11 protein-coding genes are annotated in these 13698 nt (G+C 40.3%); 8 read left to right on the forward strand and 3 right to left on the reverse strand.

Annotated features, from left to right (window positions below; translation table 11 throughout):
• Positions 1-2: 2 nt before the first annotated feature.
• On the reverse strand, positions 3-581 hold the full coding sequence (locus B1F84_RS17765; protein WP_076918811.1) for a response regulator: 579 nt from the start codon (positions 579-581) through the stop codon (positions 3-5).
• A gap of 209 nt (positions 582-790) precedes the next feature.
• Here B1F84_RS17765 and B1F84_RS17770 point away from each other — a divergent pair, with 209 nt between their 5' ends.
• The 4 genes from B1F84_RS17770 to hemH all read left to right on the forward strand — a co-directional run bounded on the left by B1F84_RS17770 (position 791) and on the right by hemH (position 5910).
• Complete coding sequence (locus B1F84_RS17770) at positions 791-1975, forward strand: FIST N-terminal domain-containing protein (protein ID WP_131692282.1); 1185 nt, start codon at positions 791-793, stop codon at positions 1973-1975.
• Positions 1972-3366, forward strand: a complete 1395-nt coding sequence (locus B1F84_RS17775; protein WP_131692283.1) for an ATP-binding protein — start codon at positions 1972-1974, stop codon at positions 3364-3366. Before B1F84_RS17770 ends, B1F84_RS17775 begins: the two co-directional genes overlap by 4 nt.
• A 108-nt stretch (positions 3367-3474) precedes the next feature.
• Entirely contained in the window at positions 3475-4812 is a 1338-nt protein-coding gene (locus B1F84_RS17780; RefSeq protein WP_131692284.1) for an HD domain-containing phosphohydrolase, read from the forward strand.
• A gap of 78 nt (positions 4813-4890) precedes the next feature.
• Positions 4891-5910, forward strand: a complete 1020-nt coding sequence (gene hemH / locus B1F84_RS17785) for a ferrochelatase (RefSeq protein WP_131692285.1) — start codon at positions 4891-4893, stop codon at positions 5908-5910.
• Between the two features lie 146 nt (positions 5911-6056).
• Here hemH and B1F84_RS17790 read toward each other — a convergent pair whose 3' ends face one another.
• Positions 6057-7214 carry a benzoate/H(+) symporter BenE family transporter gene (locus tag B1F84_RS17790; RefSeq protein WP_076918816.1) on the reverse strand — a complete coding sequence of 386 codons (1158 nt, stop codon included), beginning with the start codon at positions 7212-7214 and terminating at the stop codon, positions 6057-6059.
• 367 nt (positions 7215-7581) lie between these two features.
• Here B1F84_RS17790 and B1F84_RS17795 point away from each other — a divergent pair, with 367 nt between their 5' ends.
• Both B1F84_RS17795 and B1F84_RS17800 read left to right on the forward strand, forming a co-directional pair.
• Positions 7582-8295 (forward strand): hypothetical protein, encoded by a 714-nt coding sequence (locus tag B1F84_RS17795; RefSeq protein ID WP_076918817.1) that lies wholly within the window; start codon positions 7582-7584, stop codon positions 8293-8295.
• 65 nt (positions 8296-8360) lie between these two features.
• The gene (locus tag B1F84_RS17800) at positions 8361-9104 is read left to right on the forward strand and encodes a zinc-dependent metalloprotease family protein (protein ID WP_131692286.1); all 744 of its coding nucleotides are present in this window, start codon (positions 8361-8363) and stop codon (positions 9102-9104) included.
• A 69-nt stretch (positions 9105-9173) separates the two neighbouring features.
• Here B1F84_RS17800 and B1F84_RS17805 read toward each other — a convergent pair whose 3' ends face one another.
• A complete protein-coding gene (locus tag B1F84_RS17805) occupies positions 9174-10394 on the reverse strand; it encodes an ectonucleotide pyrophosphatase/phosphodiesterase (RefSeq protein ID WP_131692287.1) in 1221 nt (406 codons plus the stop codon).
• 153 nt (positions 10395-10547) lie between these two features.
• On the opposite strand from B1F84_RS17805, the gene dgt reads away from it, so the two are divergent.
• Together dgt and B1F84_RS17815 are read left to right on the forward strand one after the other, a co-directional pair.
• Complete coding sequence (dgt, locus tag B1F84_RS17810) at positions 10548-12011, forward strand: dGTPase (RefSeq protein ID WP_131692288.1); 1464 nt, start codon at positions 10548-10550, stop codon at positions 12009-12011.
• A gap of 95 nt (positions 12012-12106) precedes the next feature.
• Positions 12107-13621: a hypothetical protein gene (locus B1F84_RS17815; RefSeq protein ID WP_131692289.1), complete on the forward strand. Its 1515-nt coding sequence runs from the start codon at positions 12107-12109 to the stop codon at positions 13619-13621.
• The last annotated feature ends 77 nt before the right edge of the window (positions 13622-13698 follow it).

Raw genomic sequence — 13698 nt, forward strand, 5'->3', positions numbered from 1 at the left:
ATTTACACCCCAAGAAGAATTCTATTTTCACCAAATAAAATATTTACACGGTTTATCAATGTATCGTTACTAAATGGCTTACAAATATACCCATCAGCACCGGCATTAACTGCATCGATTAGTTGAGTTTCAGGCATCCCTGAAATCACTAATACCTTAATATCTTTAAACTCTTCGCAAGAGCGGATAAAACGAATGACCTCAATACCGCTTAGTCCCGGCATAGATAAATCAACAGTTATCAGCTCTGGTTTTCGCTGGTGCATTAACGTACCAGCCTCGAACCCACCTGCGGCTTCTACAACGTCAAAACCGCTTCGTTTTAAAACACGCCTAATTGCAGAACGAACATTAGCCTCATCATCAATAATTAAGACTTGCGGCTTATGCGACAAACTTTGTGGAACGGGCATTTTATTTCTGACTAAAAAGTCAATAAAGTCAATCACCTGCACCCTGTAATTACCTCGACCAGTTAGCTTATGCCCTTTTAAGTCTCCCGCGTTAATCCAACGGCTTACCGTACGTTGGTGAACATCGCAATAACTAGCAATCTCACTTGGCTTTAATGTTTTTAGCATGCTAATAAAATTCAACTTGATTTTAAAATCACATTAACATAAGTTTAATGATATAGCGACAAATAGGACATTTAAGACGTAAGTGACATTAATTAACAGCTAACTCAATAACACACCCTATTCAAGAATAGTCTAGAATAAATCCTAAGCTATTATTAATAGTTAAAAACACCCACAATTGTGGCTATCTTTATTACCAAGGGGCATCTATGTTCGCCATTGATACTTTTCACACACACGGCAGCGATATAGATAAATTTATTCAACCTATAAGCCAATTTGTGGACCATGGCCCAGACTTGCTGCTAGGGTTTGCAACAACCGATACCATTAAATACCTTTATAATAATCAGCCACGCTTTTTAAAAAACACTCAAAATTGTTTAATCATCTCTTCGTGCCTTGGTTCATCAACCGAGCAAACCCTCTCATTAAATGAGCACAGCATTAGTTTATTCTCGATTAAAGACTCAAGGGGTCATTATGGGATTGCCAGTTGCAATACAACCAATAATCTAAGAGAAAATGCCTCTAAAACCGTACTCAAAGCCATTGCTAATGCAGGCCAGCCAGGAATAACCCCCAAAATGGTTTGGTGCTTTCAAGTCCCAGGGAACGAAGAGCTAGTATTACAAGGAATTCAAGATGCGATAGGGCAGCGTATACCCGTTTTTGGAGGAAGTTGCGCCGACAACGACATTTCAGCACAGTGGCGTTTTAGCGATGCTAATAGTGTATACCAACAAGGCTTTATTATTGCGGTGTTATATCCCTCTGTAGAAACGTTCGGCTTTTATAGTTCAGGCTACGATAAAACCGACCAGCTGGGTACAGTTACAAACGTTGATGGTCGCATATTAAATACTATCGATAACCAGCCCGCCTTTGATGTTTATAATCAGTGGCGAAAAAACATAGGGTTTGAACAGTTAAAAGCGGGAAATATACTTGCCCAATCAGTAATGACCCCACTGGCAAGAGCCCTTTCCTCTGATGATGATATTCCTAGGCTGCTGCTAAGCCACCCAGCGGTAGCTGAAAATGGCACGTTAGAATTATTTTCAAATTTAAGCGTTGGCGATACTGTTTATCTTGCTTCGGGAAGCCCTGAACAATTAATAAAACGAGGCGATATGGTCGTTTCTTCACTGACCAAACTGGCAGACTTACATGCAATAAAAAATATAAAGGGCGCTATTATTATTTTTTGTGGAGGCTGCATGTTATCTATTCAAAGTGCAATGCAAGAAGTAAAACACTCTATTGCAGCACAATTACCCAACACACCGTTTATTATGGGCTTTACCTTTGGAGAACTTGGCACATTTAGCGACTCAACTAGTAAGCACGGTAACTTAATGATCTCATGCGAAATATTTGGTGATTCTGTATGACTACCAACGAAATACTATTAGAAAAGCTACATTTGTTACAGGTTCATAATTTAGCACTTGAAGAAAACCGTGCCTTCAACAGCCTGATTTTAGACGGCCTAGATGCAATCTTAAAAAACGACAGCACAGAAACCTTACTCACTGAGTTTTTTAATATTTTGCAACAAGCGATCTCTTTTTCTGCGGCTATTTTAATTAAAATAAATCCCAGTGATGAATTATCTACATTAGTCACAGCATCGCATCCTCATAGCGATGCAATAATTACCCAGCTTACAGTTCTCGATAAACCGAATAGAAACATTAAAAATGTATTTAACTTACACCAACTTCCTAATTGGCAAGTAACCGATCCTTTTTGGCATTCGCAGCATGCAATGCTCACCACCCCAGTAAGTACCAGCACAGAGAGCTATCAGTTGTATATTTTTTCTGAAACGATTGGCGCATTTAATCAACACGACATTACTTTAATGCAACGCTTTGTCAGTTTTGCAGGAAATACGATTTCACAATTTGAAAAACGAAATCTACTTGTTAAACAAAAAGAAATGCAAGAAAAACAAAATAACATAGAGCAAATGTTAATCAACTCTGAAAAAATGGCTTCGTTAGGGCAAATGGCTGCAGGCGTTGCGCACGAAATAAATAACCCTTTAAGCTACATAGTCAGTAACATCCAAAATTTGGCTTACAACCTAGAGCAATTTAGCCATTTAATTAACGCACTCAAAGCAGAAAAAGCCATAACGCAGCAAACATTAGTAGATACGCTACAGCATTACCAATTTGATGAATTACAATCAGACTCAAGCGATATCATTACTGAAATGAGTGAAGGGGCTGATCGTGTTAAAGAGATTGTACAAGGGTTAAGACAATTTGCTCATCCAGATCAAACCCAAATTGGCGACATTGATATAACCGAGCTTATTGATAACACATTACGTGTTGCCTGGAGCGAAATTAAATACAGCGCCAACGTTGAAAAACACTTCAACACAGAGCCAATCATCATCACTGGTCGTTCGACTCAACTCTCTCAAGTATTTTTAAATTTATTTTTTAATGCCGCTCAAGCTATTTGCGACAAAGTTGGAGTGATCAGTATTACCACTAAAGCCGATAAAAATAATGCCTATATAACGATTGCAGATAATGGCTGTGGAATTGATGAGGACAAATTAAATAAAATTTTTGATCCCTTTTACACTACAAAGCCGATTGGCCAAGGTACAGGGTTGGGACTGGCTATAAGTAAAGCAATAATAGAACAACACGGTGGCCTAATTAGTGTTAAAAGTCAGTTAAATCAAGGCACTATTTTTAACATTACCTTACCTAAAAAGCCTAACTTAACTGACGATGCTTTGAGTATTTTAAACGCGTAAAAAAATCGCTAATGAGTGATTTTTTATCACATTATCAGCTGTTTACAGCCAAAGTTTAGACTAAATTTAATCTTATAACTCATAATCATATTGGTGGTAAAAAGATCAATGACAGATATTGCTCAATTAGAACAGTTAAAGCAGCAGCCACCGAGTATTTTATGCTTAGATGATGAAGCCAATGTGCTTAAATCTTTAGTTCGTTTATTACGCCAATATAAATTTGATGTGAGTGTTTCAACCAGTGGACAAGATGCACTTGAAAAAATGCATGCAAAGGAATTTGACGTCGTTATTAGTGATATGCGTATGCCACATATGAGTGGGGCGGAGTTTTTAGCTAAAGCGAGAAAAATCGCTCCCGATAGCCAACGTATTTTGTTAACTGGTTTTTCTGATTTAGAGTCAACAATAAGTGCGGTAAACGAAGGAGGCATTCACGCCTATGTGCAAAAGCCTTGGCAAAATGACCACTTAATTAGCGTTATCCAATCGGGTGTAGAAAAGTTTAGACTAAAAAAACAAAATGAAATTTTACAGTTTCATGTAAATCAGCAAAACCTGCAATTAAAAGAACTTAACAGTAATCTAGAACAACTCGTCGACAAACGAACAAAGCAAATTAGAAACGTACTAAAAAAGCTCGAAGTCGCAAATGAAAATGAAAAACGCGAGCACCAATCCACCGTTGAGCTGCTTTATAACTTTATTAACGCAAACCCTTACCTCGATGGAAAAATAGCCGAAAGTATAGCAGGTACATGTACCCAAATTGCGCGCTATCTTAATGTATCTCAAAAAAGCATTACATTGGCGCCTATGGCAGGATACTTAGCTCAAATTGGGTTACTTGCTATGGATCCTGAGCTTTACAACAAACCCATTAATAAGCTGAATGAAGTACAAAGAAAAACCTTTTATACACATCCTAGTATTTCACAATTAATGCTCATGCCAGCAACTCATTTAAGCGATGTTTCTGATGCAATTTATCATCAATTCGAACGCTACAACGGCCAAGGAATACCCAAAGGGCTTGCTAAAAACGATATTCCTATTGGGGCTATGGTGCTCAGCGTTGCTCGCGATTACTGGGAGCATTATGAGCAAAGCGATCCATTATTAACTACAAAAATGCGTCATGAGGTGGCACTTAATAATATTAAGCTTGGTAGTGGCAGCTTATATCATCCAAAAATAGTAAAATCGCTTGAGGCAAGTCATGTACAGCTTATGGCCTCAGACACGTCTATTGGCTCGATTAAAGTAATTTGCGCTCAAGAACTTGAAGAGAGTATGACACTGGCAAACTCACTGCACAGCCATACAGGTATTATGCTTTTACCTAAAGGGCACGTTTTCAATTCAAAATCGATTGTGAAACTACAGCAACTCGAAGCCAAGAAGCCGACTCCGTTTAGAATTATGGTTAAAACGGCTAAATGATTGATCTAAAATGCTCTTTTATTCGTTATACTAAGCCATAATAGTTACTTTCAAATATATTGCTTGAAGGAGCACACAGTGTCGCGATTTTCTGCCGTTACCGATAATCCCCACGACGGGCGTTTTAACCAAAAAACAGGTATTTTATTAACCAACTTAGGTAGCCCCGATGCCCCCACAGCAAGCGCGTTACGTGTTTACTTACGTGAGTTTTTGTCAGATCCGCGTATTGTAGAAATACCACGTATAGTGTGGATGGTCATTCTTCACGGCATCATTTTGCGTATTCGCCCAAAACGCTCAGCTAAATTATATAAAAGTATATGGACCGAAAATGGCTCGCCGCTTACTCACATTACACGCCAGCAAAGCCTTAAATTAAATGCCTTATTAAAACACCATGGCTATACCAACACCGAAGTGGTTATGGCGATGCGCTATGGTAATCCATCAATCGAAGCGGGTCTTGAAGAACTCAGAGACAAAGGTCTAACGCGTATTATTGTATTACCACTTTATCCGCAGTACTCAAGCCCAACCACAGGCTCTACCTTCGACGCGGTTGCCAATGTATTAAAAAAATGGCGCTGGGTGCCAGAGCTGCACTTTGTAAACGGCTATCACAAAAACGCTAAGTATCTTGAGTCACTCGCTAATAGTATTAGTGAGGATTTAGAAAAACACGGAATGCCGCAAAAAATGGTGTTTTCGTACCATGGTATGCCTAAACAGTTTTTAGATAATGGTGACCCTTATCACTGCTTATGTCAGCAAACAACGCGTTTAGTTGTAGAAAAACTAGGCCTAGACAAAGATAAAGTGATCACTACATTCCAGAGTCGCTTTGGTAAAGCTGAATGGTTAAAACCATACACCGACGCTACTTTAGAAAGCCTACCTGGCGAAGGGATTAAAGATATTGCAATTATTAGCCCGGCATTTAGCGCCGACTGCCTAGAAACACTTGAGGAATTAGAAGGTGAAAACCGCGAAATTTTTGAAGAAGCAGGCGGCGAAAAATACCGATACATTGCAGCCCTAAATGACCGTGATGATCACATTGACGCCATGTTTGATGTGTTAAAGCCAATGCTATAAATAAAGAGAGCAGCGGTTAGGTTTTAGCTCTCAGCGTTCAGCTGGAGATTAGCCAGGTGCGGTGAAAGCTTGTAGGCGCGAGTATATCTCGCGCTTTCTCTTGTATCACTTTCTGATAGCTGACAACTTATAACTCAAAGCTGCGCTTAGCGCTTACGTGTCACCATTAACGTGAGTGCTCCTGCTATTATCCCCCAGCATGCTGAACCTACCGACCACAAAGTTAAATCTGAGGCCGTTACTAAAAAAGTAATAATGGCCGCCTCAGTATATTCAGCACTATGCAAAGACTGCTGCAAACTATTGGCTATGGTGCCAAACAAAGCAATACCCGCCAGCGCCAATACCAAGGCCTGTGGCAGGCTTGCCACAATTGCCACTAACATAGCCGCACATAACGCCATAATTATGTAAAACACGCCACCAGCAATACTTGCCCAATAACGCTTATCAGGGTCTTTATCGGCCTCTTCGCTCATACAAATAGCCGCTGTTATAGCTGCTAGATTAATAGAATAGGTACCAAAGGGAGCCGTCACACAATTTATTAACCCGGTCACAGTTAATGACGATGATATAGGCGCCTTATAATTATGCGCTTTCAAAATAGCGAAACCGGGTAAGTTTTGTGAGGTCATAGTTACTATATATAAAGGAATACTTATACTTACAAATGCCTGCAAACTAAAGCTTGGCGCAATATAAGTAAAACTACTGGCTTGCCAATGTACGGTACTGGTATCGATATTGCCCATATACCACGCTAAAAATATACCCGCTAGCAACACACTTAGCATCGCAAAACGGGCAAAAAAGCGCTTACCAATAAAGTACACCACCACCATTAAACCAATAACTAATGGCATATCGTTCATAAAGTTAAACACATCAATGCCAAATGTGACTAATACCCCCGCTAACATGGCACAAGCCAGTTCACTGGGAATGCGGTTCATGATTTTTTCAAACCACCCCGTTATTCCCGACACCAGCACCAATAAGGCTGAGAGCATAAATGCACCTATCGCTTCAGGTAAGCTATAGCCCTGGGCACTTGAAATCAGTAGTGCAGCTCCAGTGGTAGACCATGCAATTAAAATAGGCACTTTATAATAAAACGACAACACAATAGAGGTACTGCCCATTACCAAGCCCAGCATTAATATCCAGCTTGCCACTAGTTCAGGTGTGCCACCTAAAGTGATCACCACTTGGTAAATCAATGCTATTGAACTTGAAAAACCAATAATAACGGCAACAAGCCCCGCCATAGTGCGACTAAGTAACTGATCAGTCCCTGCCATAATTCCCTCATTAAGAAACCCTAATGTTACAACATACTTTGCCTATTTATACTTTGCAATTTTGAATAATGAATAATGAAAAATGATCACGTTGCTAAAAAATTTTATTGGTCAGTTTTGCTTGTCAAAATCGGTGTAATTTTAAAAACATGCATGTACCTAAAAACATTCCACAGGGTGCGTCATTACTGTAAACATCATTATTTTTAAGCTAAAAATAAATACCTAAAAAAGGTAAAGCAAATACTAACAATGAGTTACAAAAACACTAATTACCACTTTATGATTACAATTTAAATTTGATCTCATCCTATTTTTAATATAAAACTTAACAATTAGTTCACCAATAACCCTAAAAGAGAAACAGATGAAACGTTACATTGTTTTAATTATCGCTATTCCTTTGTCTGTATTTGCCATTTATACACTGCTTAATAATCAGCAAAAAACCGATGAGGTAGACCCACTCATTGCCATTGACATCGTCCCTGTTGATTCTGAATTTGTAAAACAAACTCGTAAACCATCGCCCATTGATATGAGTAAAGATCCTATTAAAACCAAACCCTCAGAAACAAAATTAGCCGTTATTGAAAGTTCGTTTGACGCAATTAATAAACCCTCAACCAAGGCCAAAGAAATCCTTAAAGCGGCAAAAGTACTGCCTACCGATTTGCAAAATGAAGCCTATATAGAATTTGATTTAGCAGCGCTTAAAACCCTTAAAGCGGGCGATAATTTTGACCTCGCCATACCGCAAACTGCCGAAACCTACAGCGCTGAAATAACTAACGTTACCAGTGCCAGTAACGGCGATAAAAGTATTGTAGGCCAAGTGATTGGTGCCAACGGAGCAATGCACACCACCATACTAACCGTGGGCAATGATGCGGTGTATGGTCAATTTACTGCACCTAGTGGCAATTATGTTTTTGAAAGCAAAGGCCAATATGGCTGGATTGCAGCAAAGCGCGATTTATACAAATCACATATAGAACACCAAGTGGGTGAACCCGCACCAAAAAATACGGATGGTAAAGACCCGTTTGCGCCCAGTGATAAAAAATCACCTGCTAGTTAATTTTTAGCCTAAACACAGATGACTCAGCAGTAAAACTGCAATTACAAAAGAAAGGAAATACGACTATGAAAAAAATAATATCAACAGCCGCTATTGCAACAGCATTATGTGCCGCCAGCACAGTGTCAGCAGAAACAATTGATATTGGTATTTTATATACCGACCAATCAGCTGCCGCTACTAGCAACATTAATACTAAAATTAATCAGCTTATTGCTTTTAGTAATCAAGTATATAGCCAAAATGGCGTTGATATAACACTGCGTTTAGTGGGCTCTCAAAACTTAGGTAATCATGCAATAACGCCTTCAGAAGACTGGCTTAACGCCGTGACAAATAGCAGCTATGTCGATGGTTTACGTAATAATTGGAAAGCCGACATGGTAGCCGTATTAGGCACAGGCCAAAGTGCAGGCAGTGGCTTAATCTCTTGTGGACTAGCTTGGGTTGGTCAAGGCACGAATGGCAATTTATACAGCTCTATGAGTAACCGTATGTATTCAATAACAGCCGTTGACTGTGGCGCTTCAACATTCGTGCACGAACTAGGTCATAACCAAGGTTTAGCGCATTCTCGTAAGCAAGGCGATACGGCAGGTGGCGTATACGTTGATGGTATGGGCCACGGCGTACAAAATGAATTTGCCAGTATTATGGCTTATCCTCATGTATTTGGCAGTGCAACTCAGTACGATTACTTCTCCAACCCAAACTGGAGTGTAAACGGCATTCCATTTGGTGTAACCAATCAGGCATATGCCATTCGTACCGTCACTGATACCAAAACCAGTATCGCCAACTTTAAATAACAGCGTAAAAATGGGTAAATAATCCATTTTACCAATTAAGTTCCCCTGCTGAGCGCCTTGGCGCTCTTTTTAATGATTAATCATTTTCTGCTTTATTGCAGGGAGTAAGGTTTTGCCATCGCTATCTACTTTACTCATTAGCTTCAACCCCATTACCTTGGCAAGCACAGGGTAAATATCTAAGTTATTTACCAGCTCAATACTCATTCCTTGTTTAAACGCTGGGCCTGTTGCTATAAAGGAGGCTGCCATATCGTCGCTATACGCATAGCCGTGCGTACCTAAATAAGGCGCTTTAGTACCGTTACTAAATACTGCAGGCGCATTGGTTTGCACCACAATATCGCCCACTCGGCTCCCGCTATTATAATGATAGCCATTAAGCTGTTCGCTACTTAAAACACTATAACGCCCCTTAGCTGCCTTTTGTAAGCGTGCTTTATACGCTTCAATATCCGCATTTTGAGCATCGCTTTTGGTATAAATAAGCAAGCGAGGACCGGTATTCACAGTAATAAAGTTATCATCTTTAGGTAAACTGCTGACAATAATGCTTTGCTCAGGATCAACCTGTGCCATACCGTGATCAGAAACAATCACTAAGTTTATATCCTGCGCTAATTTGCTCAAACGAGTGCGTAACTGCCCCATTAAGGCATCTAGTTTATGAACAGCGTCACGTGTTTGCACTGCATCTGGACCAAATTCATGCCCCATACTATCAACCAACGAAAAGTAACTGGCTACAAAACGTGGGCGCTGCGCTTGAGGTAAACTTAACCATTGCACAATTTGGTCAATTCTATCTTGGTAGTCACCTTGTTTAGAATAATGAAAATAGTAGTCTGGCGTCATACCATTAAAGCGCGCATCCGATTCAGGCCAAAAATACACCGCCGATTTAAACCCATGCATTTTTACTAAATTCCACAGCGGAGTACCCCGTACCCAGGTACTGTCTTTTTGTCCTTTTCCCATGCTGTAGCATTCATTATTGCGCGCTTTGTCACAAAATTTATTATCAACAATACCGTGGTTAACGGGCATTAAACCGGTGATCACCGAAATATGATTAGGAAACGTTTTACTAGGGTATACAGGCTGCATTTTTTGCGCCCTAACCCCCTGCTCACCCATTGCTTTTAAATTTGGCGCGCCATGTTTTTCAATATAGTCCCAGCGCAAGCCATCAATTGAAATCATCACTACGGTTTGCTCTTTGGCAGCAAATGCATTATTCATCCCTAATAAAAGGCAAAAACAGACTGCCTTTGTGATCCATAACTTCATTTTAAACACCTATATATGTATGTTAATTTTAGAAAAAATAATACTAAAGCAAGTTGTTACTTTATGATACATGCTGATAGATTAAAGGTAGCTCAGTAAAAAAGCATAACTCGGCATTTAATAACAGCTCACATGCAAAATAAAAGGATTGCCATGATCGACTTCAGCAGCAAAATAACTCCTGCGCGTATGCAGCGCACTACAGCCAATTTACAAATGGCACTTGAGAGCGATCGTGGCCGCATAATTAATAGTGCAGCCATTCGTCGGCTGCAACAAAAAACCCAAGTATTTCCGCTTGAGCGCAATGCAGCCGTGCGCTCACGCCTTACTCATTCATTAGAAGTGCAACAAGTTGGCCGGTTTATTGTGCAACGTATTTTTGCTAACTTAAACTACCAACAGCAAAAAGAATATGGTTTATCGGGCTTAGAACGCCCACTAGAAACCCTAGTAGAAATGGCCTGCCTAATGCACGATATTGGTAATCCGCCGTTTGGTCACTTTGGCGAAGCCGCCATTAATAATTGGTTTAATACCCATTTAGCCAGTATTACACCTGAGCGTTGCCAAACAGCCAATAGCAGCATAGGGGTTATTTTTAAACATTTAGCGCAAGATATTTGCAACTTTGAAGGTAACGCCCAAGGCATACGTATTATTCACTCATTACTGAGCCTAAATTTAACCTACAGCCAAAGTGCGGCAATTTTAAAGTACACACGCCCTGCAAGCTTGGCAAAGCAAGATATCCCACAAAATAAAAACTACATTATGAAAAAAGTGGGCTACTACTACAGTGAAAAAAGCTTTATAGAAGCACTGCAAACAGAGCTAAAAATGGAACCCTATTGCCGCCATCCTGCCAGCTACATTATGGAAGCCGCAGACGATATTTCTTATTGCTTGGCTGACATAGAAGACGCGGTAGAAAAAGACATAATAAGCACTCAGCATTTATGCGAGCAATTAAAAAAGCAGTATCAAAAAGCACTGATTAACTTAACCTTAAACGACACCCAACACCAAAGCTTTGTAGATGACGCAATTAACTACGCTATTGAACGCGCTCAAGCACAGCCTTTTAATTTTAATAGTGAATTTTTTATTTATTTACGTGTGTCGTTACTACACCCGTTAGTAAACCATGCCGCTAAACGCTTTATTGAAAATATAGAGCCAATTTATCATGGCGACTTTAACCATGCCCTATTAGAAGATCGCAGTTACTTGCATGCAGCAACCCAAGCCCTAAAGCAAGTGGCGCTTGAGCATGTATTTTCTCATAAAGAGGTCGAAAAGCTTGAACTACAAGGCTACCGTATTATTAACGGCTTACTAGAATGCTATAAACCATTATTACAATTAACTAGCGACGACTTTAAACGCGCCTTGCATGGCGACAACCGTCTATTAGTAGAATCGAGATTAGTTAAAAAGCTCTCTAAAAAACATTTAAGTAGCTATCAGCACGCCATAAATGCCATGCAAGAAGAGCCAGATCATTTTGCTGCTTACGAATTTTATTATAGATGCAGGCTCATTCAAGACTACATAAGCGGCATGACCGACCAATTTGCTTACGACGAGTACCGTAGCTTAATGGTTATCGACTAGTTTTTCATGCTAGGGAGTGGTATTGCAAAGCCCTAGATAATTTTTCACTTTGCGCTTAAAATTAGTGTATTAATGCTTAACCGCTTTTGAGTTTTATGAAACCGTTACTGAGTTGCTTACTTTTTTGTTTTGCTTTGTTTTATAGCGCCAGCAGTGCCGCTTACAACGAAGCTATGTGTATTCTTATAAAACAAGAAATGCAGCAATACAGTAATAACAAAACCAGCCGTAAGTACCGTAACGCTGCCCGTGACTTTGAAAAAAACTGCAGTAATCCACCAACGGCACGGTCGCAGTCTGCAGCTAAGCCTAAACCGCAAGCTATTATTGAACAACCCATACCAGAGGTTACAAAGCCACAAGTAACTGAGCCTGTTTCATCAATTGCAGTTACCCCTATCGAACCTGTTCAAAACAAGTCGTCGCTTACGCAGCAAAACCCACAATTAAACACAGAGCAAATAGTCGCAACAGCGGCAGATGAAATTACTCAGCAAAGTACAGAGCAAACTCAAAACACAACGAACCCAGCATCAGCAATCACAGTGCCGAATAAGTCACAAAGCAATAAAACAGCAACCGTTGAACAAACTGATGCTGCAAAAAATGATCAGCCTAGCAGTGGCCCAACACCCCAGAACAATACGGCTCCAGCAGTCACAAAAACAACAGTAGAGCCTTTACAAACGGCCATACCGGTTACTATAAAAGCCTCAGAGCAAGCAAAGGGTGTTGTCTCATCTATCCCTAAAGAATCAAACATATTGTCGTTAGTATTACCCAGTGTAGCGTTACTATTAGTGGTCATAATTGGGGTTGTTGTATTAATGCGCCTGCGTAATGTTAAACAAAATAACCAACCTGCTGATACCAGCATGGCGCTGCACACAGCTCCTTTTGTTAATCACGACAATGAGCCAACGAGTGTCGCTGTGGATGAATCAGGGGGTGTTGTCGCAAGCGCTAACGAAGAAAAAACAACAACCGACAGTCTTGAAATAAACGCTAGTAAAGCAAGCACAGTTAAAGTAAAACCTAAACCGAATACCGCAGAGTTTGAAGCCGCCGCAAAAGCCACTTTAGAGCGGATAAAAAATGCCACCGAGTATGCAGAACCACAAGTAAGAAACTTTGACCCCGAAGCCAAACAAGTCAAAAAGCAGCGCAAGCCGGTTAATCTGCCTAGCGAACCTGTGCCAGCAGTTAAAAAAGAAGCACCCATAGAGCCAACAACGAGTAAAGCTGAGCCTATTGCCCCTCATCAGCCAAAGGCAGACTTACATTCGCCTAAACAACCGCGTTCACCGTTAACGCCATCTACCGAGCACGACTTTAAAGAGCCTGAAATACGCACTTTCGATCCTGATGCGCCCTTGCCCACTAAAAAAAGTGCGATAAAACCAGAGCAAGTAAAGGTGTCGCCAGTTGAGCCCACTAAGCGCGATGTCCCGCCACAAAGCAGTAACCCATTTGCTAACTTATCGCTTGATGAAAGCTGGGATCCAAATTCACCACAAAAACCAAAAGTGGAAGAAAAGCAACGCGCTCCTAAATCACAAGCACTAATAGAAGCAGAAGAGCGCGCAAAAAACATGCAAACAAAAGAATAATAGAGTACGCTGAACGTATTCAAAGGTGGCTTTAAATCTAACTTAAGCGTGTATTCAGTTTCACTCACTACAATAGC

The organism is Pseudoalteromonas sp. DL-6 (genome assembly GCF_004328665.1).
Taxonomy (GTDB): domain Bacteria; phylum Pseudomonadota; class Gammaproteobacteria; order Enterobacterales; family Alteromonadaceae; genus Pseudoalteromonas.